This is a genomic window from Oscillospiraceae bacterium NTUH-002-81, from assembly GCA_032620915.1.
Classification (GTDB): domain Bacteria; phylum Bacillota; class Clostridia; order Lachnospirales; family Lachnospiraceae; genus JAGTTR01.
The window spans coordinates 2172052-2194162 of record CP136052.1 but is presented as its reverse complement, the minus strand read 5'-3'; the positions used below and the strand labels follow the sequence as shown (position 1 = coordinate 2194162).

The following is a 22111-nucleotide window of genomic DNA, read 5'->3' as shown; positions in this document are numbered from 1 at the left end:
GATTCCTTGACAAAGATTTCCTAAAATCTTATAATAATTTAGATTGTACGGATTTTTTATGAATCTATATATATAGGAGGAAATAACGTGGAAAAGTACGGTGTAAATGAACTGAGAAAAATGTTCCTGGAATTCTTTGAGAGCAAGGGACATCTGGCGATGAAGAGCTTTTCTCTTGTACCGCACAATGACAACAGCCTGCTGCTGATCAATTCCGGTATGGCTCCGCTGAAGCCATATTTCACCGGACAGGAGATTCCGCCGAGAAGACGTGTAACGACCTGTCAGAAATGTATTCGTACCGGTGATATCGAGAATGTCGGCAAGACAGCCCGTCATGGTACATTTTTTGAGATGCTTGGTAACTTCTCTTTCGGAGATTATTTTAAAAACGAGGCGATTGCCTGGTCCTGGGAATTCCTGACAGAGGTTGTCGGCCTTGACAGGGATCGTCTGTATCCGTCTGTTTATCAGGACGATGATGAGGCGTTTGATATCTGGAATAAGAAGATCGGCATTCCGGCAGACCGGATTTTCCGGTTCGGCAAGGAGGACAACTTCTGGGAGCATGGCGCAGGACCCTGCGGCCCGTGTTCCGAGATTTATTATGACCGCGGAGAAAAATATGGCTGTGGCAAACCCGGATGTACCGTAGGCTGTGACTGTGACCGGTATATGGAGGTATGGAACAACGTATTTACCCAGTTCGAGAATGATGGACACAACCATTATACCGAGCTGAAACAGAAGAACATTGATACCGGTATGGGACTGGAACGTCTGGCCGTGGTTGTACAGGATGTGGATTCCATTTTCGATGTGGACACACTGGAGGCACTGCGTAACCGTGTGTGTGAGCTGGCACATACGGAATATGAGACCGATCCGGTGAAGGACGTTTCCATTCGTCTGATCACAGACCACATCCGTTCCTGTACCTTTATGATTTCTGACGGTATCATGCCTTCCAACGAGGGAAGAGGATATGTCCTGCGCCGTCTGCTGCGCCGTGCAGCCCGTCATGGAAGACTGCTGGGCATCGAGGGAAGCTTCCTGGCCAATTTAAGTGAAACTGTTATCAATGGTTCCAGGGATGGTTATCCGGAGCTGGAAGAGAAGAAGGAAATGATCTTCAAGGTACTGACTGAGGAAGAGAACAAGTTCAACAAGACCATTGATCAGGGCTTAAGTATCCTTTCTGATATGGAGGAAGAGATGACTGCTGCAGGACAGAAGACCCTGTCCGGCGAGCATGCTTTTAAGCTTTATGATACGTATGGATTCCCGCTGGATCTGACAAAGGAGATCCTGGAGGAGAAGGGCTTCCTGGTGGACGAGGATGGTTTCAGGGCTGCCATGGATGTGCAGAGAAAGAAAGCCCGCAGTGCCCGGAAGACGACAAACTACATGGGTGCAGACGCTACCGTATATGAGGAGATCGATCCTTCCGTGACTTCAGCCTTTGTCGGATATGACAACCTGGTTTGCGAATCTCCGATCCGCGTGCTGACAACGGAGGAAGCTGTGGTACAGGCCATCACCGAGGGTGAGAATGCAACCATCTTTGTAGACGAGACGCCGTTCTATGCAACCATGGGCGGACAGCAGGCAGATATCGGAACGATTACCCTGCCGGATGCAGAGTTTGAGGTAAAAGATGTGATCCATCTGCTGGGCGGCAAGATCGGCCATGTGGGAACCGTTACCCGCGGTATGTTTAAAGTGGGAGACAAGGTGACACTGACTGTCGATGAGAAGAACCGGATCGACACCGGCAAGAATCACAGTGCTACCCATCTGCTGCAGAAAGCGCTGCGTATGGTTCTGGGCAATCATGTGGAGCAGGCAGGTTCTCTGGTGACCTGTGACCGTCTGCGTTTCGACTTTACGCATTTCCAGTCAATGACCCAGGAAGAGATCGCCAAGGTGGAGCAGATCGTCAATGAAGAGATCCAGGCATCCCTTCCGGTTGTGACCAAGGTCATGTCTCTGGACGAGGCGAAGAAGTCCGGCGCTATGGCACTGTTCGGTGAGAAATATGGCGATCAGGTGCGCGTGGTCAACATGGGAGATTTCTCCGTGGAGCTGTGCGGCGGTACGCATGTAAAGAATACCGGTGTGATCACCACCTTCAAGATCGTATCTGAGGCTGGTATCGCAGCTGGCGTGCGCCGTATCGAGGCGCTGACCGGCGATGGTGTATTCCGTTATTATAAAGAGATGGAAGCAAAGGTAGAAGAGATTGCCAGAGCTGTAAAAGGCACGCCTGCCAATGTTTCTGAGAAGATAGATCACCTTCTGGCAGAGCTGAAAGCACTGCAGAGCGAGAACGAGTCCCTGAAATCCAAGCTGGCACAGGAAGCGCTGGGTGATGTTATGGGACAGGTACAGGAGATCAAGGGCGTGAAGCTGCTGGCAACGAAGGTTGACGGCGTGGACATGAATGGTCTCCGTGATCTGGGCGATCAGCTGAAAGGAAAGCTGGGCGAGGGCGTTGTTGTCATCGCTTCTGTGGCTGACGGCAAGGTAAACCTGATGGCAACCGCTACAGACGGCGCACTGAAACAGGGCGCACATGCAGGCAACCTGATCAAGGGCATTGCGGCACTCGTTGGCGGCGGCGGCGGTGGACGTCCGAACATGGCACAGGCCGGTGGTAAGAACCCGGCAGGAGTGGACGCTGCACTGGCAGAGGCCGCAAAAGTACTGGAAGGCCAGATCAAGTAAGCGATCAACAGGATTCGGCCTGCGATAAAAAAGGATACTTCTGATTTCCAATTGGAAAAAAAGAGGTATCCTTTTTTGATACACAGAGGTTCCACAGGCATCCTTATGTTACATGACCCGATTCACGGCCTTATATCCCAGTCCCCGCACGGTGAGGATATCCAGATCGGGATTGTATTTCAGCCGTTCCCGCAGGCGGTTGATGTGTACATCCACGGTGCGGAAGTCATAGAAAGAAACAACAAAAAATGCCGTATTTATGCGGCGTAGAGGTCAATATATACATTTCGAGATTGAAAAAAATCTCGATGCGGCGGTATCAGCTTCCGGCTGACCGGGCAGGGACAGGAACGCTTTACCCGTCTGCGGGCCTCCACACTGGGGGACGGCTACGACTTGCAAGACGTTCTATCTGCCATTGAGGGTAAAGAAAAACGCCCCGGACATTCGGAGCGGAAAATCAGTCTGGCGGTGGATATTCAAGCTAAACTGGCTGCCGGTAAGGGACCGGGATATGAACGCTGGGCGAAGGTATTTAACATTAAGCAGATGGCCGCTGCCCTTGCCTATATACAGGACAATGGCCTGACCGATTATGAGCAGTTGGCACAGAAAGCTACCGAGGCGGCAGACCGTTTCCATGCCATTTCCGAGCAGGTCAAGCATACGGAACAGGCCATGAAAACCAATGCCGGGCTAAAGGCCGCAACGGTTCAGTATACCAAAACCCATCCGGTCTTTGAGCAGTATAAGGCGACGAAGTACAGCCGGAAATTCCTTGCGGAGCATGAGGCCGACCTTGAACTGTACCGGGCTGCACAAGCGGAAATGCGCTCTCTGCTGGGCGGGGCGAAACTCCCTAAAATGGATGTGCTGAAGGAGGAAGGCCGTAAGCTCACAGCAAAGAAAAAACAGCTCTATGGAGAATACCAGAAGGCACGACGGGATATGCAGGAGATCGTCACGATCAAGGCGAACATTGACACTCTGATGGGCTATACCGAGCCAGGACGAAAGCAGGAAAAGGAGCGTTAAGGTTATGAAAATAAGGAGCAAAGCGACGCTGACACTTCGGGCCATGTTGGCCCGAAGATACGGGTTTGGGGCGAGCCCCAACAAGCCGCCTTTGTGCCACTTGTGGCCACAGAGGCATTGCTTGCCACTTAGCGGCAGCCCCTAAAATGGCGCAAAAAAACAGAGGCCCTTATTCTGGAACCTCCGTTTCTCTGGCTTTCTTAATGCCTTCGGCTGTGGCTTCTATCACGACAAGCTCTTTTTCAGTCATGGAGTTTAGAAGTACATCAATGTGTTTTCTGCAAGAGCTTGACCTTGCCCCTCCGTCCGCATGAATAAACTGGTCAACTGAAACGTCAAACATGGTAATGAGTTTAACAAAAAGGTCGAAGCTGGGATATTGACCTTTGTTCTCAATATTCATAATGGTACGGGAGTCACGGTCTACTAATTCCGCAACATAGGCTTGTGTCCAGCCCTTTTCTTCTCTGGCTCGTTTGAGAGCTGCACCGAGGCCGTGAAAGTCAAACCTTCTTTCATATTGGTTCATTCTCATATCACCCTATATCATTCTACATTTCGGGTTAAATTATGAGAATGTAATGAGATTTTACATTAAGTAGTATTTTATTTCGCATCCGTGTAGGCTCTAACTTGTATTATTCGAGGTAGAGAACTATAATATATCCTGTGGAGGTGACAAACTATAAACAGTCAAGTGTTTTTTTGGAATTTTATGGTTTATAAAAAAGGGTAACCTTAATAAACCATCTGAAAATAGCGTATTTCAGATGGAGGGTGTTAACTTATGAACATGAGCTCATCGAAGTTTCTTTGGGTCAAAGTCGATATCTTGACTCTCCAATGCATAGATGACTCTGACAAGCTTCTTAGCTACATGAGTGATAGCAACCCGGTGAGGCTTGTTCTCTGAACGTTTTCTGGCATAGTATGTAGCAAATGTCACATCAAACCGTATCAACGGCAGACAGCAGTTGATAAGCACATATCGTAGCTGTGAGGAACCGTGTTTTACCATCTTGCCATTATATGCTTCAGTTCCTGACTCATGTACGCTGGGTTCTATTCCGGCAAAAGCAAGCATCTGGTTAGGACTGGAGAAGTTTGAAATATCACCATATTCAGCGTAAATGATAGCAGCGGATATAGGACCGATACCTGGAATGGACATATAGTGTGGATGCACTTCATCTACCAGTCTGTTGATTTCGCTTTCTAATGTTTTGATTTCATCTACAAGGGACTTGTATAAGGTCAGCAGACTATTAAGTTCTACATCGAAGATAGAGTTGTTTACACCGACTGTATTAGCGGCAAGTTCTTTCAAGCGAATAAACTGCTGGGGAGAAAATTTTCCTCTGGAAATGGATCGAAGTTTCTCATAGGATGCGGAATTCATTCTTGCTATCTTTTCAGCGGAGCCGTAGTTTTCAAGGAGGTATAAGGCAGTTTTAGATAAACGCTCATGGAAGAACGGTTTGAACTCTGGAAAGGTGTGGTCAAGAACGTTTGTAATTTTAACAAGATAAAAAGAACGCTGGCGAACCAGCCTGTCCCGTAAACGAGTTAATGACTTTAAGGAATAAGCGTGGTAAAATCCTTTTGAATGGGGTTTGTATTCAACAGTCATTAACCAACGGGCTATTAACTCGCAGTCGATAGAATCGGTTTTGGTGCGTCGGAGAGTCTGAGACTTCTTGAAATCCTTGATTAAAACTGGATTAATTTCCATGAAGCTGTGGTTGGCATTTTCAAGGAAGAGTTCAAGATTGAGGGCATAATGGGCAGTTGATTCAAACCCTATTTTTATATCCTCAGGAGTGGAGAGTGAATTTAAGATAAGATTTAGTTGTTCAAAACCGGACTTATCATTTTTGAAAGTAAACTTTGAAACAACTTTCTGGTTGGCTGCTGATATGATGCAACAGTCGTGCTTGTACTTGGAAATATCGATTCCAACAAAGTACATGGTCATAGAAATAAGCCTCCTTATAAGATATTTAGCACTGCTGTCTTCCACAGAGAATTCGGCTGCGTAATCACGTAAATACAAACGTCATGCGTTAACAAACTAATTACCAGTAGTAGACGAAAAGCTGTGGTCTGAGTCACCTCGGAACAGTCAAAGCCGTAATGAAATAGGTACAGATCCACAGTGCTGTAATTATTATAATGGAGTATTCAATAAAGCCCAAGAGATTGGGAGAAAGGGGAATAATCCATTACCCTCAAAAGAGGATAATTGGATTATACGTGCGAAATGGACTATATGACATTAAAAGAGGCCGCCGAAAAGTGGGGCGTGACACCTCGTAGGGTAAATTATTATTGTGCTGGTGGGCGTATCCCCGGTGCTGTGAAAATGGCCGGTGTTTGGCTGCTCCCTAAAACTGCGGAGAAGCCGACTGATAGGCGCAGAAAGGAAGGAAAAAAGAATAATGAAGATTCTCTTAATTGAAGATGATATAGAAATAAGTGAAATGTTATGTAGCTATCTTATAGCAGAAAATTTTGAAGTTGTCTGCGCTACCGATGGTCAAAAGGCATGTGAGGCTTTCGACATTGGTTCTTATAGTATCGTCTTGTTGGATTTGATGATTCCCAAAATTACAGGTATGAATGTAATGAAGTATATTCGTCAAAAAAGTACGGTGCCAATTATCATCATTTCTGCGAAGGATTCGGATTCCGACAAAACTTTAGGTTTGGGCCTCGGTGCGGATGATTATATTACAAAACCGTTTTCCATAACAGAGGTTATGGCGCGTATTAAAGCAAACATACGGAGAAATACCGAATATGCTGCCGTACAGCCAGAGCAAACGAAACTTGTGTGGGGCCCATTGGTTATGAACTTGGAAAATCACACCGTCACAAAATCAGGCGAGATTATCGAACTGACCGCAAAAAGAATTTGATATTTTACGGCTGCTTCTGGAAAACCCACAAAGGGTCTACACAAAGGCTCAAATCTATTCTTTAATTTGGAATGATGCCTATATGGGGGATGAAAATGCCGTCAATGTTCACATCAGCCGTTTACGAACGAAAATCGAGGATGATCCACGAAAGCCACAAGTTGTTATAACTGTATGGGGAATTGGCTATAAGCTGGGAGAACAGAAATGAGCAATGCGACAATTATCTTTTTACTAACCCTCTGTATTATGATTTTAATCTGTATCATTGTGTACCAGCAGTTTGTATTCCATAACGGAACAAAAGCAAAAATACATGAGATCAGCAGCAAATTGAAAGAACTTCTTGACACCGACAGCGACGAAAAAGTGACAGTCTTTACCGATAATAAGGCACTGATAGAGCTTGCAACACAAATCAATCGAATGTTGGAAGATCGGCAAAAAGTAAAAGTTGAGTATCGGCGGGCTGAAATGGCATCCAAAAAGATGTTATCTAACATTTCCCACGACATTAAAACTCCCATGACAGTGATTCTTGGCTATTTGGAGATTATGCGTTTGAACGGAACCCAAAGCAATGAAATGTTGCAAAAGGTAGAAAGCACTGCCCAGCGGGTAATGGGATTGATTACACAATTCTTTACGCTTGCTAAATTAGAGGCTGGCGATACAGATATGCCATTGGAGCGTTTGAATGTGAACGAAGCCTGCCGGGAAAATATTTTGGATTTCTATGAACTCCTTTCACAAAAAAATTTTGAAGTGGAAATTAACATACCCGATCATGTATTGTATGCAAATGCCAATAAAGATGCGTTGCAAAGAATTATGTTCAATTTGATTTCCAATGCAATTCGCTATGGCGGCGATGGAAAATATTTAGGTATGTTTTTGCGGGCAGATCAGGCACATATCTATATAGACATTGTGGACAGGGGCCGTGGAATTGAAAAAGAATTTGCCGATTCGGTTTTTGATCGGCTGTTTATGATGGAAGATTCCAGAAATAGTGCTATGCAGGGAAATGGTCTTGGACTGACGATTGCGAAAAATCTTGCCTTGCAACTCGGTGGCGATATTACTTTAGAAAGTCAACCGCACCAGAAAACAGTTTTCACTATTACGCTCAAGAAAATGGCCTATTAAACCATAGGTCATTTTTTCAAGAAAGAAATTTGTAAGAATTATTCAAGAGTTTTGAAAATCGAACTTTCTATAATGTCAGTAGAAAGGAGGGCAAGACAATGCCATTTATTTTACAAACAAGTGGTCTTTCTAAAAAAGATCGGTAGTAAGGCACTTGTCACTGATGTTAATATTCATATTCCCAAGGGGGAAATTTATGGTTTTCTTGGTCCTAACGGAGCTGGTAAAACCACAGTGATGAAGATGATTACTAACCTTTGGAAACCTACCAGTGGGACTATTGAGGTGTTTGGAGAGGTATTGACTCCAAAATCCTATGAAGTCTTAAAAAGAATGGGAAGTATCATCGAGTTTCCCACCTTTTATGACCACATGACCGGGCGTGAGAACTTACAGCTTCATTGTGAGTATATGGGCTATTACAATGTTGACAGTGTTGAAAGTGCGTTGCAAATGCTGGACTTGACATCAGCAGCCGATCAGCCGGTCAAGAACTATTCCCTCGGCATGAAAGAACGCCTCGGAATTGCAAGAGCCATTATGTGCAAGCCGGAACTGCTTATTCTCGACGAACCCACAAACGGCCTTGATCCAGCAGGAATGAAACAAATCCGTGATTTATTAAAAACACTTTGTTCGGAGTACGGTATTACCGTTATGATTTCAAGTCACATTTTATCTGAAGTGGAGAGTATTGCGGATACCGTTGCTATTATCCATCACGGAAAAATGATGAAAGAAATTCGTATGCAAGATATTGAGGAAATGAACCTCAATTATGTGGAGCTTTCTGTCACGGATGAAAAGCGGGCTGCCTATGTCTTGACTGAAAAGTTGGGTCTGCAAAATTTTAAGATTCTTGACAGCGGTAAAATTCGCATATATGACCATGCAGCGTCTACCCAGCAGTTGACGAAAATACTGGCTCTGAATGATGTTGAAGTTGTGAGCATTGGAAAGAAATCTGAAACGCTGGAGGACTACTTCTTGAAGCTGACCGGGGAGGTGAAATATCATGCTTAAACTCATTAGGCTGGAATGGAAAAAGAATAATGTAGGCAAGTACATTCGCAATGTGGTTATCATGTCGGCTCTGATCTGCCTGTTCATATTTGCCCTTTGCTATTTGGGAATTGCCAATGATCCTGATACGGGTGTTCCTGATGCGGCGCCGGGTAACAGTGCGATTTCTTCCTCTATCGAGCTGTTTACAAGCATGGCTTTTCTGGTGTTTACCAGTGTCATGTTGTCCACATACATTGTGAGCGCCTATAAAAACAAAACCATGAACTTAATGTTTTCGTATCCAATTAAGCGACAGAAAATTCTCGTTTCTCAAATGTTAGCTGTATGGATTTTCAATTTCGTGGCTCTGGTGCTGACAAAACTATTGATTTACGGCTGCATTTTACTTGGTTCACAATTCATGGTTTCCTCATTCCCACTGGACTACAACATGGCAAGTATGGGGTTCTATATTCAGTTACTCTTAAAGTCCGTTGTCATTGTAACCATGAGTTTTATCGCCTTGTTTATTGGTATGGCTATGAAGTCCTCAAAAGCTACCATCGTATCATCTTTTCTGCTGATTTTTTTGACACAGGCTAATGTGGGCGATTTTTCTTTGGCGGATAATGCCATTCTTCCTGTTGTACTTATGGTACTTTCCTTAATCTTTGCGTTTCTCTCGATTTACAATGTGGAAACTAAGGATTTGAACTAAAATGCTCAACGAAATGAAAGTTCTTATAGTGATGCCAATTATAAATTGATATTAAGAGTTAATTGTGATATCCGTGGGATTTTCTGCATTTATCGGCATTTTTTTCGGATATTACCCGGCCAATAAGGCTGCAAAAATGAACCCGATCGATGCACTGCGATACGAATAGCGCGAATAGAGCGTATATCATGAAAAAAGTAGTTGACGATTGCGAAAAATCTGCTATAATATATCTAGTGCAATGGAGATACCCAAACAGTTGTATTCTGCACAATTCGCAACTGGAGGGAGGTTAGGTGTGAGACTATGTCAAACGTAATCGTAAAAGAGAACGAGACTTTAGATAGCGCTTTACGCAGATTTAAGAGAAACTGTGCGAAAGCAGGTATTCAGCAGGAGATTCGTAAGAGAGAGCATTACGAGAAGCCCAGCGTAAGACGCAAGAAGAAATCTGAAGCAGCAAGAAAACGTAAATATAATTAATCGTTGATTATGAATGAATGGAGAAGATCCTGGTTTTATTTCCGGGATCTTTTTTTCATCGTATAAAATAAAGTAGGACAATGCCATTTCACGGCTATAAAGCTTTTCAGTGACAAATAAACCTGCACCGTTCTTCTATTTGCAGAATCTGGAGAATACACTGGTAACAACGGATGATCCAGGGAGCGGTCAGATGATAGGAAAAAAGAAGCGGCAGGGGAAAAACGGGATGGAAGTGCAGGTGGGGATGCCTGCTTCTGGTACTTTCCTTGCTGGTAAGTGTAATGCCGATGCGGGCATATGCTGGGGAAATACAGCAGATTTTGTCGGGGGAAGATTTACAGACGACGGCAGGCGTGGCGGCAGAGGAGCTTTCTTTGGCTTCCCAGGCGGCGGTGCTGATGGAGGCATCCACGGGAACGGTCATCTATGAGAAGAATCCCACGGAGCAGCTGCGTCCGGCCAGTATCACGAAGATCATGACGCTGATCCTGATTTTTGATGCGCTGGAGAGCGGAAAGATCCATCTGGAGGACGAGGTGACCACCAGTGCCCATGCCAAATCCATGGGCGGTTCGCAGGTGTTTCTGGAGGAGGGCGAGGTTCAGACGGTGGAGACGCTGATCAAGTGTATCGTCATTGCCTCGGGCAACGACGCTTCGGTGGCCATGGCGGAGTACGTGGCAGGCAGCGAGGAGGTTTTCGTCCGGCAGATGAATGAGCGGGCAGCCGGTCTTGGCATGGAGCAGACCCATTTTGAGGACTGCTGCGGGCTGACGGATTCCGCCACCCATGTGAGTTCGGCGCTGGACGTGGCGAAGATGAGCCGGGAGCTGGTGACGAAATATCCCCAGGTGTACGACTATTCCACGATCTGGATGGAAAATATCACACATGTGACGCGGCAGGGCTCCAAGGAATTCTGTCTGACCAACACGAATAAGCTGCTGAAAAGCTATGATGGCATCCGTGGACTGAAAACGGGCAGTACCAGTCTGGCGAAATACTGTTTTTCAGCCACAGCCATTCGAAATGGTGTCCATATGATCGCGGTGGTTATGGCGGCGCCGGACTTCAAGACCCGGTTCCGGGAGGCGGCAGAGCTTTTGAATGTGGGATTTGCCAGAAGCAGCCTGTATGAAGACCCACTGACGGATGTGGAGCCAATCCGGGTGCCGGTGACCGGCAGCATCGAAAAAGACGGTGGAGGGCGCCTTTGCGGGGCCGTTTACCTATCTGTGCATGAATGGAGAAAACACGGCGGACATTACCCGGGAAATCCGGCTGGAAACATCTGTGGAAGCGCCGGTGCAGCAGGGCGATCCGGTGGGACGGCTGGTATATCTGCTGAACGGGCAGGAGATCGGCAGTATTCTCGTTACTGCGGCAAAGGATGTGCTCCGGGCAACGTTTTCGGATTATCTGTGGATGGTGGTGCAGAGAACCGCTGTCCTGTGATGGCTGTGGTTTTGGGTTGAAGGAAACAGCCGGGTTATGATAAGATAGGAATACAAAGGAGGCAGGCAGCGGATGAACAGAAAATTTCAGATCACAGAATACAGAATCGCATCGGAATTTTTTGATGGGAACGACCGGCCGGTCCGGGTGGCGCTGCTGGCAGACCTTCATAATAAAATCTATGGAAAAGACAACGATACGCTTCTGGGTGCCATTGATATGATGGAGCCGGATTTTGTTCTCTGTGCCGGGGATATGCTGGTGGGCAAAAAGAAGGTGTCCATGGAGCCTGCCATTGCCTTTATGAAGACGGTGGCATCCCGTTATCCGGTCTATTACGGCAACGGGAACCATGAATGCCGCCTGCGGCAGGAGCCCGGTATTTACGGGGATATGTATGCCCGGTATGAGAAAGAGCTGACAGAAGCCGGGGTACATATCCTGTCCAACGACCATGCCATCGTTCCGGCGGGCAATACGTTCGTGAACGTATATGGCTATGAGCTGGAAATGGCTTATTATCAGAAGTTTAACCAGCTGGAGCTGACGAAGGGGCAGCTGGAACAGGCGCTGGGAGAGGCAGACTGGCGAAGGTTTACGATCCTCATCGCCCACAATCCAGTGTACGGGGAAACATATGCGGACTGGGGGGCAGATCTGACGGTCAGTGGGCATCTGCACGGCGGCATCATCCGTCTGCCTTTCATCGGTGGGATCATCACGCCCCAGGCCAAGCTGTTTCCCAAATATGACGGCGGCCATTACCGGATCGGCGACCGGCATCTGGTGGTGAGCCGGGGGCTGGGAGAGCACACGGTGAAGATCCGCATCGGCAACCCGCCGGAGCTGGTATTTTTACACCTGTGTCCGTCGGGAACGACTTGATTAATAGCAAGCAGGAAAAGGACGTACTAGATGGAATTATCCGTAAAATTAAAGGCGTTTGAAGGTCCTCTGGATCTTCTTTTACACCTGATCGATAAAAATAAAGTAAATATTTATGATATTCCTATCGTGGAGATCACGAACCAGTACATGGCGTATATCCGGGAAATGCAGCGGCGGGATCTGAACATCATGAGTGAGTTTCTCGTCATGGCGGCCACCCTTCTGAACATTAAGGCCCGGATGCTGCTGCCCGCCGAGGTGAATGAGGAGGGCGAGGAGGAAGACCCGAGACAGGAGCTGGTGGAGAAGCTGCTGGAATATAAGATGTACAAATACATGTCGCTGGAGCTGAAAGACCGGATGGTGGATGCGGGAAAAGCCATGTACAAGCCCCCGACGCTGCCGGACGAGGTGAAGGATTACCGCCAGCCGGTGGATCTTGACGAGTTGTTGGACGGGCTGACGCTGACCCGGTTAAACGCGGTGTTCAAGGAACTGATGAAGCGGCAGGAAGAGAAGATCGACCCGGTGCGAAGCAAATTCGGACGGTTGGAAAAGGAAGAGGTGAGCCTGACGGACAAGATCGCCTATGTGGCCGCTTACGCTAAAGAGCGGGGACGGTTCAGCTTTAAGGCGCTGCTGGCAGAGCAGACGACGAAGATGCACTGCATCGTTACCTTTTTAGCGCTGCTGGAACTGGTGCGGGGCGGCCTTCTCACCGTGGATCAGGAGAAAACCTTTGCAGACATTGATGTGGAATTTGTGGCGGAAGCAGAGTTTCTGGAAGAGGAATGGCAGGATTCCAATATTTACGGATAAATGCAGAAGAAAGGACGGAGCGGAACAGACGTGGAGATCAAAAAACTGGAAGCAACGATAGAGGCAATCTTATTTACCATGGGAAATTCCGTGGAGCTTTCCCGGCTGGCGGCAGCCATCGAGCACGATGAGGAGACCACGAGAAAGCTGATCCATAACATGATGGACCGATATGCCCAGGAGGGCAGAGGCGTGCGCATCATCGAGCTGGAGGATTCCTTTCAGATGTGTACGGCGCCGGAATTTTACGATACGATCATTAAGGTGGCTACCCAGCCGAAGAAACAGGTGCTGACGGACGTGCTGCTGGAGACGCTGTCCATCGTGGCCTACAAGCAGCCTGTGACTCGACTGGAGATTGAGAAGATCCGCGGCGTCAAGAGCGACCATGCGGTGAACCGTCTGGTGGAATACAATCTGATCTGCGAGGTGGGGCGTCTCGATGCGCCGGGACGGCCGCTGCTGTTCGGCACCACAGAGGAATTCCTGCGCAGCTTTGGCGTCCAGTCGCTGGACGACCTGCCGGTGGTGGCGCCGGAGCAGGTGGCAGACTTCAAGGCCGAGGCAGAAGAAGAGGTACAGTTGAGATTGAATTTATAAATTTAGTTTGCTGTCTGCTTCTGGAAAAATTCCAGAAATCTTGCCAGCGGCCCCTGTGCCGCAGCAGCCTCCTGGCAGGCGAAGCCCACGGGCCGGGTGTGGATGGGAATATCCAGCGGCAGCTCCAGCAGGCGGCCGCTTTTCAGATCGTCCTGGACAAACTCTTTGATGACGCAGCCGATGCCCATGCTGATCCGGGAAAATTCGATGAGCAGATCCATGTCGGACACTTCCAGAAAATTCGGGGCCTCGATGTGATTCTGTTCCATATATTCGTTGATGTATTTTCGCGTGTAGTTCTCCTGATCCAGCAGCATGATGGTGGCGGTGTGGAAGATCTGGGCGGTGTCGGCATCTGCGGGCAGATGGAGATTGCGCCGGTAATCCTCGGTGGCTACAAAAATATCGTGGATGCTGCCCACGGAGAAGAAAAGCAGGGAAGAGCCGCTGGCGGGCGGGCCGATGAGCCCAAGATCCAGCTGGTTCTTTTTTAACATTTCCATGGTGCGGGCCGAGGACTGGCAGGTAATGGAAATGCGGATGGATGGATGCTCCCGGATGAATTCCTTCAGATAGGGCAGCAGCAGGTATTTACACAACGTTGTGCTGACGCCGATATGCAGGGTGCCGCTGTCTCCGGTGGCCTCCCGGCGGACAGCCTCCTCGCCCAGGGAGATGGACTGAAAAGCATTCTGCACATGGGTGTAGAGCACGGTACCCTCATGGGTCAGGGTGACGCCCCGGCTGTTCCGGTAGAACAGGGTGACGCCCAGCGACTGTTCCAGTTTCTGAATGGCCTTGCTGATGGCGGGCTGGCTGATATACAGCTCCCGGGATGCCCGGGAAATATTCTGGGTGTTGGCTACTGTATAAAAAATCTTATAAAGAGAAAGTGTGGATTCCATGGAATCTCCTTTCTATAACTTGAAGTTATAAAAGATATTTATAATATGTATTTCAATTATATCAAAAAATATGATATGCTGGCAACAGCAAATGTAAGGAGGAAACCATTATGGGAATGACAATGACACAGAAGATTCTGGCTGCCCATGCCGGACTGGCATCTGTGGAGGCCGGACAGCTCATCGAGGCAAAGTTGGATCTGGTACTCGGCAACGACATCACAACGCCGGTGGCTTTGAAAGAATTGAAAAAAATGGATCGCAAGGGTGTATTTGATAAAGAGAAGATTGCCCTTGTCATGGACCATTTTACACCGAATAAAGATATCAAATCTGCGGAAAACTGCAAATGCGTCAGAGAGTTTGCCTGCGCACACGATATCACCAACTATTTTGACGTGGGAACCATGGGTATCGAACATGCGCTGCTTCCGGAGCAGGGTCTGACCGTGGCCGGAGATGCCATCATCGGCGCAGACTCTCACACCTGTACCTACGGCGCACTTGGTGCATTTTCCACCGGTGTGGGAAGTACCGATATGGCAGCAGGCATGGCGACCGGAAAAGCCTGGTTCAAGGTGCCTGCAGCGCTGAAATTTGTGCTCACTGGCAAGCCGGCCAAGTACATTTCCGGTAAGGATATCATTTTACATATCATCGGCATGATCGGCGTGGACGGTGCCCTTTACAAATCCATGGAGTTCGTGGGCGACGGTATCCAGTATCTGTCCATGGACGACCGTTTCACTGTCTGTAACATGGCCATTGAGGCCGGCGGCAAGAACGGCATTTTCCCGGTAGACGACAAGACCATCGCTTATATGAAGGAGCACGGCAGCCGTCCGTACACCGTTTACGAGGCTGATGAGGATGCGGTGTATGAGGAGACCTACACCATCGATCTGTCTGCATTAAAGCCCACCGTATCCTTCCCGCACCTGCCGGAGAACACCCACACCATCGACGAGGTGGGCGATATCGCCATCGATCAGGTAGTCATCGGCTCCTGCACCAACGGCAGACTGGAAGACCTTCGGATCGCTGCAGAGATCATGAAGGGCAGAAAGGTAGCCAAGAACGTCCGTGTCATCGTGATCCCGGGCACCCAGCAGATCTACCTGGATGCCATCAACGCCGGTTATGTACAGACCTTCATCGAGTCCGGTGCCATCGTGAGCACCCCGACCTGCGGTCCTTGCCTGGGCGGCCATATGGGTATCCTGGCAGCAGGCGAGCGCTGTGTCTCCACCACGAACCGGAACTTTGTGGGCCGTATGGGAGATGTAACCTCTGAAATCTATCTTGCCAGCCCGGCAGTTGCAGCAGCAAGCGCCATCACCGGTAAGATTTCCTGCCCCTGTGAGCTGGAAGAGAACTAAGAAGGAGGGAACGAATCATGAAAGCATGCGGAAGCGTATTTAAATATGGAGACAACGTGGATACAGACGTTATCATCCCGGCAAGATATCTGAACATCACCAACTATTCAGAGCTGGCAGAGCACTGCATGGAGGATATTGATAAGGATTTTGTAAAAAATGTAAAAAAAGGTGACATCATGGTTGCCAACAAGAACTTTGGCTGCGGTTCCTCCAGAGAACATGCCCCCATCGTCATCAAGGAGTCCGGCATCAGCTGCGTCATCGCAGAGACCTTTGCCCGCATTTTTTACCGGAACGCCATCAACATCGGTCTGCCCATCATCGAGTGCCCGGCAGCAGCCCAGGGCATTGACGCAGGAGACGAAGTCGAGGTAGACTTTGACAGCGGCATGATCTATAATAAAACGAAGGGAACCCAGTTCCAGGGACAGGCATTTCCGGAGTTTATGCAGAAGATCATCAAGGCTGAGGGCCTGATCAATTACATCAACAGCCAGGAGAACGAATAAGTCACTTCTGTTGTGACAGCAGAAAAATCATATGTGCCCTTCGGATGGGAAATCCCCTCCGGAGGGTATTTTATATGGAAGAAAAAATAAGAAAATATATCCTGGTTGGCGGCATGGTACAGGGCGTGGGCTTTCGCTGGTTTGCCAGACAGTGCGCGGAGAGCTGCCATCTCACCGGCTGGGTGTCGAATCTGGACGATGGCCGGGTGGAGCTGGAGGTGCAGGGCCTGGACGGGGATGTGAACCGGTTTGTGGGGATGATCCTGCGGGGACACGGGTTCATCCGGGTGATGGAGTATGAGGAGCAGAAAGTGCCGGTCGTCAGCGGGGAACTGGATTTTCAAGTCAAAGACTAATTATCTGGAGAATCCCATGCTATCTGTCTGCTGTTCGGTTGGTACAGACCACAGATTCATAGTCTTTTGATCTGCAACAGATCCCCGGAACTTTGCCAGATTTGTGATTCTGACTTTCGGGAATCATTGATATAAATATGACAGTGCAGATATCGGTGTTACAGGAAAGTAATCGATGATCGGTTCAGAATGTCGATAGAATAAAATGGAGGGAAAACGATGAATAAGACGAAAACAAACGTCATGCGGGTGCTGGACAAGGCGAGCATTCCGTATCGCACGATGGAATATGAGGTGGACGAGTCGGATCTGTCCGGCGTTCATGTGGCAGAGCAGCTGGGACAGCCCTGCGAGCAGATTTTCAAGACGCTGGTGCTGAAAGATGAAAAGGGCGGCCATTATGTGTGCTGCATTCCCGTGGATCAGGAGCTGGATCTGAAAAAAGTGGCCCGGGCATGCAAGGCAAAGAAAGTGGAAATGTTGCCGTTAAAGGAGCTGCTGCCGACCACGGGTTACATCCGGGGCGGCTGTTCCCCCATCGGCATGAAGAAAAAGTTCCCCACCTACATCGACGAGACAGCTCAGCTGTTTGACGAGATCGCTGTCAGCGGCGGTGTGCGGGGCGAGCAGGTGCTTCTGCACCCGGAGGCGCTGGGCACGTTTACGGAAGCGGTGTTTGCCGACCTTGTGAAAGACTGAATAATTACATAAATGTTACAAAATAGACTCCTGGAGCATCCGCTGCCGGGGGTCTTTTGTTATCAGGAATTCGCGGATGCTGTCGAAATTTCCAGATGAATTTTAGATGCAGAATCGGTTCTTTTTGAAAAAATCATGCATAGAATTTTGTTGAGTTGCCGAAAATGTTAAAAAGATATTAACAATATTACAAACATGTGACGTAATGGTTGCTTGTACTGTCTTTTTTTCATGAAAGAAAGGAGTGGCAAAATCATGAAAGAATGCATGAAAATTCGAAAAGGTCTGTCTGCGCTGACGGCGGCTCTGGTGGTTACGGGAATGCTGGGAATTGGTGCGGTAGAGGAGATAAAGGAACAGATTGTGGTGGAGGCAAACACCCAGGCGTACAGCTATGCCTGTCTCAACGGCGCCCAGAAGGAGATCATGACGGTGGCGTATACGAACACCGTGTATAATGAAAAGGATTACAATACCCTCTGTCGGATTGTGGAGGCGGAGGCCGGAGGCGAGGATACCGTGGGTAAGATCATGGTAGCCAATGTGATCTTAAACCGGGTGGCTCACAGCAAATTTCCGGACACGGTCACGGAGGTAGTGTATGCCAGCGGCCAGTTTTCGCCGGTGTCCAGCGGGAAGATCAACCGGGTGAAGATCTCGTCGGATACCCAGGTGGCGGTGAAACGGGCACTGGGCGGGGAGGATTATTCCAACGGCGCGCTGTATTTTGCGGCCAGACGGTATGCGGCCTCCGCCAATATGCGCTGGTTTGACCGGAGCCTGACGAAGGTGGCGGTGCATGGCGGGCACGAGTTCTATACTTTATAAAAGCCTTGTTCCTTTCAGAAACATGTGTTATACTAACTCCAAAATCCCAAACGGAAAAGGAAGGATACCATGGATCTGATATACAAAAGTACAAGAGACAACAAAGTTGCGGTAACTGCTTCCCAGGCAATCTTAAAGGGCCTTTCTGAGGACGGCGGCCTGTTCATGCCGGCACAGATCCCGGAACTGGATCTGTCCATGAAGGATATGGTGAACATGTCCTATCAGGAGATCGCCTATGAGGTGATGAAGCTGTTCCTGACTGATTTTACAGAGGAGGAGCTGAAGAACTGCATCCGCTGTGCGTATGATGAGAAGTTTGACACCGAGGAGATCGCACCGCTGGCCAAGGTGGAGGATGCTTATTATCTGGAGCTGTTCCACGGCGCTACCATCGCATTTAAGGATATGGCGCTGTCTATTTTACCCCATCTGATGACAACCGCTGCGAAGAAGAACCATGTGGAGCATGAGATCGTGATCCTGACAGCCACCAGCGGAGACACCGGCAAGGCTGCCCTGGCAGGCTTTGCCGATGTGCCGGGCACGAAGATCATTGTCTTCTATCCGAAGAACGGCGTCAGCCCCATCCAGGAGAAGCAGATGGTGACCCAGAAGGGGGACAACACCTTTGTTGTGGGCATCCATGGCAATTTTGACGACGCCCAGAGCGGCGTGAAAGCCATTTTCTCTGACCGGGCGCTGGAGGCACGGATGGCAGAGGCTGGCTTCCAGTTTTCTTCTGCCAATTCCATCAATATCGGCCGCCTTGTTCCGCAGGTTGTCTACTATGTATATGCCTATGTGAAGCTGCTGGAAAACGGCGAACTGTCCGAAGGGGAGCCGCTGAACGTGGTCGTACCCACCGGTAACTTTGGCAATATTCTGGCCGCTTACCTGGCAAAGGGCATCGGCGTGCCGCTGGCGAAGCTGATCTGTGCATCCAATGAAAATAAAGTGCTGTATGATTTCTTCCAGACAGGAACCTATGATAAGAACCGTCCGTTCGTGCTGACGTCTTCCCCGTCCATGGATATCCTGATCTCCAGCAACCTGGAGCGCCTGATCTATGAGATCGCAGGGGAGGATGCGGAGGCTGTCCGTTCTCTCATGGCACAGCTGTCCTGCGAGGGCCGCTATGAGATCACCGACGGCATGAGAGCGCAGCTGCATGATTTCTATGGCAACTATGCGTCCGAGGAGGAGACAAAGGCCCGGATCGCAGCCGTTTACGGCGATACCGGCTATGTAATGGATACCCATACGGCGGTGGGCTCCGCTGTTTATGAGAAATACAGAAAGGAGACCGGTGATCAGACGAAGACCGTCATCGCGTCCACCGCAAGCCCGTACAAGTTTACGAGAAGCGTTATGGATGCCATTGATGAAAAATACGATGCACTGGGCGATTTTGAGCTGGCTGACGAGCTGTCCCGGATCTCCGGCACGGCAGTTCCCAAGGCCATTGAAGATATCCGTACGGCACCGGTGTTGCACAAGACCGTGTGCGACGCTGCAGATATGAAGCAGACAGTGATGGATTTTCTGGGAATCCGATAAAAAAGAAGGACGGGGCTTATTATGAATGATATGTTTGGAATCCTGGATCTCATCGTGCTGTTTGCCGCCTTTTACATTATGATGCAGTGGTATCAGCTGAAATTCAAGGGGGAGATCAAGACAGGTCTGCTCCTGAATAACGAGGTCAATGTGGAGAAATGCATGGACAAGGAGGGCTACCGGAAGGAGGCGGCGCCGCTGCTGCTCATTCTGGGCATTGCCGCCTTTGCGGATGCGCTGGTGGGCATCATCAACAGCAATGTGACGATGCTGCCCATGCCGGTGACCATGGGGGTGCTGGGTATTTTCCTCCTGGTGCTGGTGTGGTTTGGCTTCCAGAGCAAGAAGCTGTACCAGAAATACTGGGATACTAAGAAAAAAAAGTATCAAAAGATAATAAAAAAGAGAGCTGCTTTGCGAACGAACATCATAAGAATGAGACGTTCACAGGACAGCTCTCTTTTCTCTCTTTTAAAAACAGATCAGGAACGGTCTCCAAGCCGTGTGTACTCCCGATGCTTGGCAATGCTCTTGTAAGCCGGGCGGATGATCTTGCCGCCGTTGCTCAGCTCCTCGATGCGGTGGGCGCTCCAGCCCACGATCCGGGCCATGGCGAAGATGGGTGTGAACAGTTCGGTGGGCAGATCCAGCATGCTGTATACGAAGCCACTGTAGAAGTCCACATTGGCGCTGACACCCTTATAGATCTTGCGCTCTCTGGAGATGACTTCCTTGGCCAGACGTTCCGTCAGGAAATACAGTTCGTATTCGTCCTGGCGGCCTTTCTCCTGGGCCAGCTTCTTGACGAAGGAGCGGAAAATGTCTGCTCTCGGGTCGGACAGGGAGTAAACCGCGTGTCCCATACCGTAGATGAGACCGGCGTGGTCGAAGGCTTCCTTGTGCAGCAGGCGGGTGAGATAGGCGGATACTTCCTCCTCATCCTTCCAGTCTTTCACCTGTTCCTTCATGTCGTTGAACATCTTTACCACTTTGACATTGGCGCCGCCGTGCTTGGGGCCTTTTAAGGAGCCCAGAGCTGCCGCAATGGTGGAGTAGGTGTCCGTGCCGGAGGAAGATACCACATGGGTCGTGAAGGAGGAGTTATTACCGCCGCCGTGCTCCATGTGCAGCACCAGAGCGATATCCAGGATCCGCGCTTCAAAATCCGTGTACTTGCTGTCCGGGCGCAGGATGTGCAGGATATTTTCCGCAGTGGAAAGCTCCGGCTTCGGGGAATGGATGAACAGACTCTTGCCGTCATGATAGTGGCTGTATGCCTGATAGCCGTAGATGGACAGTAGCGGGAACAGGCTGATGAGCTCCAGACACTGCCGCAGTACATTGGGAATGCTGGTGTCGTCTGCCCGGTCGTCGTAGGAATACAGCGTCAGCACGCTCCGCGCCAGCGTATTCATCATGTCCTGGCTGGGCGCCTTCATGATGATGTCACGCACAAAGCTGGTGGGAAGGGTGCGGTAGTTGGCCAGCAGGTTCGTAAAGGACAGAAGCTCTGCCCGGGAGGGAAGCTCCCCGAACAGGAGCAGGTAGGCAACCTCCTCAAAACCGAAGCGTTTCTCGGAGACGAAGCCGTTGACCAGCTGGTGGATGTCGATACCGCGGTAGTATAGTTTTCCCTCGCAGGGGATCATTTCATTATCCTCAATGGTGTAGGCGGTAATAGCGGAAATGTCAGTCAGTCCGGCCAGTACGCCCTTGCCGTTGATGTCCCGTAGGCCCCGTTTGACCTCATATTTCGTATACAGTTCCGGGTTGATGGCGCTGGTGTCCCGGGCAAGTCTGGACAGGTTCATAATTTCCGGTGAAAGATCAGAATACACATTAATGCTCATATATCAGCGTCCTTTCTCATAAATTTTCGAAATAAAAGTTGCTTCATTTTATCATAGAAAAGTGTCCGTGGCAATCGAACAGGGGACAGTTTATGGAATCTTAACACTTGTTAAATATTTTTTATGATTTCTTTTTTCGGGAAAATAAGGTAGAATGGAACTGTTCGAAGTCATGCGGGAGACGGCATCAGGATCTGATACAGGAAAAGGCAGAAGGCTTCG

19 protein-coding genes and 6 pseudogenes are annotated in these 22111 nt (G+C 49.0%); 20 read left to right on the top strand and 5 right to left on the bottom strand.

Annotated elements, in window-relative coordinates; translation table 11 throughout:
• The first annotated feature begins 87 nt into the window (after nt 1–87).
• The gene (gene alaS / locus RJD28_10685; protein ID WNV56788.1) at nt 88–2727 is read left to right on the top strand and encodes an alanine--tRNA ligase; all 2640 of its coding nucleotides are present in this window, start codon (nt 88–90) and stop codon (nt 2725–2727) included.
• 108 nt (nt 2728–2835) lie between these two features.
• Here alaS and RJD28_10680 read toward each other — a convergent pair.
• A pseudogene (locus RJD28_10680) lies at nt 2836–2955 on the bottom strand (helix-turn-helix domain-containing protein).
• Between the two features lie 84 nt (nt 2956–3039).
• Here RJD28_10680 and RJD28_10675 point away from each other — a divergent pair.
• Nucleotides 3040–3762 (top strand): annotated as a pseudogene (locus RJD28_10675) (hypothetical protein).
• A gap of 169 nt (nt 3763–3931) precedes the next feature.
• Here the strand turns inward: RJD28_10675 and RJD28_10670 are convergent.
• Nucleotides 3932–4297: a helix-turn-helix transcriptional regulator gene (locus RJD28_10670; protein WNV56787.1), complete on the bottom strand. Its 366-nt coding sequence runs from the start codon at nt 4295–4297 to the stop codon at nt 3932–3934.
• Between the two features lie 264 nt (nt 4298–4561).
• Complete coding sequence (locus RJD28_10665) at nt 4562–5737, bottom strand: IS110 family transposase (GenBank protein WNV56786.1); 1176 nt, start codon at nt 5735–5737, stop codon at nt 4562–4564.
• Nucleotides 5738–6022: 285 nt separating this feature from the next.
• Between RJD28_10665 and RJD28_10660 the strand changes: the two genes are divergently transcribed.
• From RJD28_10660 to scpB, 11 genes and pseudogenes are all read left to right on the top strand, one after another.
• Complete coding sequence (locus RJD28_10660) at nt 6023–6220, top strand: helix-turn-helix domain-containing protein (protein ID WNV59604.1); 198 nt, start codon at nt 6023–6025, stop codon at nt 6218–6220.
• Nucleotides 6201–6891, top strand: a pseudogene (locus RJD28_10655) (response regulator transcription factor). Before RJD28_10660 ends, RJD28_10655 begins: the two are co-directional and overlap by 20 nt.
• Complete coding sequence (locus RJD28_10650; GenBank protein ID WNV56785.1) at nt 6888–7829, top strand: ATP-binding protein; 942 nt, start codon at nt 6888–6890, stop codon at nt 7827–7829. Before RJD28_10655 ends, RJD28_10650 begins: the two are co-directional and overlap by 4 nt.
• Nucleotides 7830–7927: 98 nt before the next feature.
• Nucleotides 7928–8852, top strand: a pseudogene (locus tag RJD28_10645) (ABC transporter ATP-binding protein).
• A complete protein-coding gene (locus RJD28_10640) occupies nt 8845–9552 on the top strand; it encodes an ABC transporter permease (GenBank protein ID WNV56784.1) in 708 nt (235 codons plus the stop codon). Before RJD28_10645 ends, RJD28_10640 begins: the two are co-directional and overlap by 8 nt.
• Before the next feature lie 61 nt (nt 9553–9613).
• A pseudogene (locus RJD28_10635) lies at nt 9614–9721 on the top strand (ABC transporter ATP-binding protein).
• Nucleotides 9722–9858: 137 nt separating this feature from the next.
• Nucleotides 9859–10035 (top strand): 30S ribosomal protein S21, encoded by a 177-nt coding sequence (gene rpsU / locus RJD28_10630; GenBank protein ID WNV56783.1) that lies wholly within the window; start codon nt 9859–9861, stop codon nt 10033–10035.
• Between the two features lie 371 nt (nt 10036–10406).
• Nucleotides 10407–11493: pseudogene (locus tag RJD28_10625) on the top strand (D-alanyl-D-alanine carboxypeptidase family protein).
• A gap of 72 nt (nt 11494–11565) precedes the next feature.
• Nucleotides 11566–12378, top strand: coding sequence for a metallophosphoesterase (locus RJD28_10620; GenBank protein WNV56782.1), 813 nt, complete (start codon nt 11566–11568; stop codon nt 12376–12378).
• 30 nt (nt 12379–12408) lie between these two features.
• Entirely contained in the window at nt 12409–13200 is a 792-nt protein-coding gene (locus RJD28_10615) for a segregation/condensation protein A (GenBank protein ID WNV56781.1), read from the top strand.
• Between the two features lie 30 nt (nt 13201–13230).
• Nucleotides 13231–13800: an SMC-Scp complex subunit ScpB gene (gene scpB / locus RJD28_10610; GenBank protein WNV56780.1), complete on the top strand. Its 570-nt coding sequence runs from the start codon at nt 13231–13233 to the stop codon at nt 13798–13800.
• A 2-nt stretch (nt 13801–13802) separates the two neighbouring features.
• Here scpB and RJD28_10605 read toward each other — a convergent pair whose 3' ends face one another.
• Nucleotides 13803–14705: a LysR family transcriptional regulator gene (locus RJD28_10605; protein ID WNV56779.1), complete on the bottom strand. Its 903-nt coding sequence runs from the start codon at nt 14703–14705 to the stop codon at nt 13803–13805.
• 110 nt (nt 14706–14815) lie between these two features.
• Here RJD28_10605 and leuC point away from each other — a divergent pair, with 110 nt between their 5' ends.
• The 7 genes from leuC to RJD28_10570 all read left to right on the top strand — a co-directional run bounded on the left by leuC (nt 14816) and on the right by RJD28_10570 (nt 20576).
• Nucleotides 14816–16084, top strand: coding sequence for a 3-isopropylmalate dehydratase large subunit (leuC, locus tag RJD28_10600; GenBank protein ID WNV56778.1), 1269 nt, complete (start codon nt 14816–14818; stop codon nt 16082–16084).
• 17 nt (nt 16085–16101) lie between these two features.
• Nucleotides 16102–16596, top strand: coding sequence for a 3-isopropylmalate dehydratase small subunit (leuD, locus tag RJD28_10595; protein WNV56777.1), 495 nt, complete (start codon nt 16102–16104; stop codon nt 16594–16596).
• Between the two features lie 74 nt (nt 16597–16670).
• Entirely contained in the window at nt 16671–16952 is a 282-nt protein-coding gene (locus RJD28_10590; GenBank protein ID WNV56776.1) for an acylphosphatase, read from the top strand.
• Between the two features lie 219 nt (nt 16953–17171).
• On the top strand, nt 17172–17651 hold the full coding sequence (ybaK, locus tag RJD28_10585) for a Cys-tRNA(Pro) deacylase (protein WNV56775.1): 480 nt from the start codon (nt 17172–17174) through the stop codon (nt 17649–17651).
• A gap of 255 nt (nt 17652–17906) precedes the next feature.
• Nucleotides 17907–18479, top strand: a complete 573-nt coding sequence (locus tag RJD28_10580) for a cell wall hydrolase (GenBank protein WNV56774.1) — start codon at nt 17907–17909, stop codon at nt 18477–18479.
• A gap of 69 nt (nt 18480–18548) precedes the next feature.
• The gene (gene thrC, locus RJD28_10575; protein ID WNV56773.1) at nt 18549–20039 is read left to right on the top strand and encodes a threonine synthase; all 1491 of its coding nucleotides are present in this window, start codon (nt 18549–18551) and stop codon (nt 20037–20039) included.
• Nucleotides 20040–20060: 21 nt separating this feature from the next.
• Entirely contained in the window at nt 20061–20576 is a 516-nt protein-coding gene (locus RJD28_10570; GenBank protein WNV56772.1) for a hypothetical protein, read from the top strand.
• Here the strand turns inward: RJD28_10570 and RJD28_10565 are convergent.
• Entirely contained in the window at nt 20522–21889 is a 1368-nt protein-coding gene (locus RJD28_10565) for a citrate/2-methylcitrate synthase (GenBank protein ID WNV56771.1), read from the bottom strand. The genes RJD28_10570 and RJD28_10565 overlap by 55 nt on opposite strands.
• Between the last annotated feature and the right edge of the window lie 222 nt (nt 21890–22111).

Excerpts from the sequence above, each read along its gene's own strand:
- RJD28_10670 (WNV56787.1), bottom strand. The coding sequence starts at position 4,297 with ATGAGAATGAACCAATATGAAAGAAGGTTTGACTTTCACGGCCTCGGT.
- RJD28_10665 (WNV56786.1), bottom strand. The coding sequence starts at position 5,737 with ATGACCATGTACTTTGTTGGAATCGATATTTCCAAGTACAAGCACGAC.
- RJD28_10660 (WNV59604.1), top strand. The coding sequence starts at position 6,023 with ATGGACTATATGACATTAAAAGAGGCCGCCGAAAAGTGGGGCGTGACA.
- RJD28_10650 (WNV56785.1), top strand. The coding sequence starts at position 6,888 with ATGAGCAATGCGACAATTATCTTTTTACTAACCCTCTGTATTATGATT.
- RJD28_10640 (WNV56784.1), top strand. The coding sequence starts at position 8,845 with ATGCTTAAACTCATTAGGCTGGAATGGAAAAAGAATAATGTAGGCAAG.
- rpsU (WNV56783.1), top strand. The coding sequence starts at position 9,859 with ATGTCAAACGTAATCGTAAAAGAGAACGAGACTTTAGATAGCGCTTTA.
- RJD28_10620 (WNV56782.1), top strand. The coding sequence starts at position 11,566 with ATGAACAGAAAATTTCAGATCACAGAATACAGAATCGCATCGGAATTT.
- RJD28_10615 (WNV56781.1), top strand. The coding sequence starts at position 12,409 with ATGGAATTATCCGTAAAATTAAAGGCGTTTGAAGGTCCTCTGGATCTT.
- RJD28_10605 (WNV56779.1), bottom strand. The coding sequence starts at position 14,705 with ATGGAATCCACACTTTCTCTTTATAAGATTTTTTATACAGTAGCCAAC.
- leuC (WNV56778.1), top strand. The coding sequence starts at position 14,816 with ATGGGAATGACAATGACACAGAAGATTCTGGCTGCCCATGCCGGACTG.
- leuD (WNV56777.1), top strand. The coding sequence starts at position 16,102 with ATGAAAGCATGCGGAAGCGTATTTAAATATGGAGACAACGTGGATACA.
- RJD28_10590 (WNV56776.1), top strand. The coding sequence starts at position 16,671 with ATGGAAGAAAAAATAAGAAAATATATCCTGGTTGGCGGCATGGTACAG.
- ybaK (WNV56775.1), top strand. The coding sequence starts at position 17,172 with ATGAATAAGACGAAAACAAACGTCATGCGGGTGCTGGACAAGGCGAGC.
- RJD28_10580 (WNV56774.1), top strand. The coding sequence starts at position 17,907 with ATGAAAGAATGCATGAAAATTCGAAAAGGTCTGTCTGCGCTGACGGCG.
- thrC (WNV56773.1), top strand. The coding sequence starts at position 18,549 with ATGGATCTGATATACAAAAGTACAAGAGACAACAAAGTTGCGGTAACT.
- RJD28_10570 (WNV56772.1), top strand. The coding sequence starts at position 20,061 with ATGAATGATATGTTTGGAATCCTGGATCTCATCGTGCTGTTTGCCGCC.
- RJD28_10565 (WNV56771.1), bottom strand. The coding sequence starts at position 21,889 with ATGAGCATTAATGTGTATTCTGATCTTTCACCGGAAATTATGAACCTG.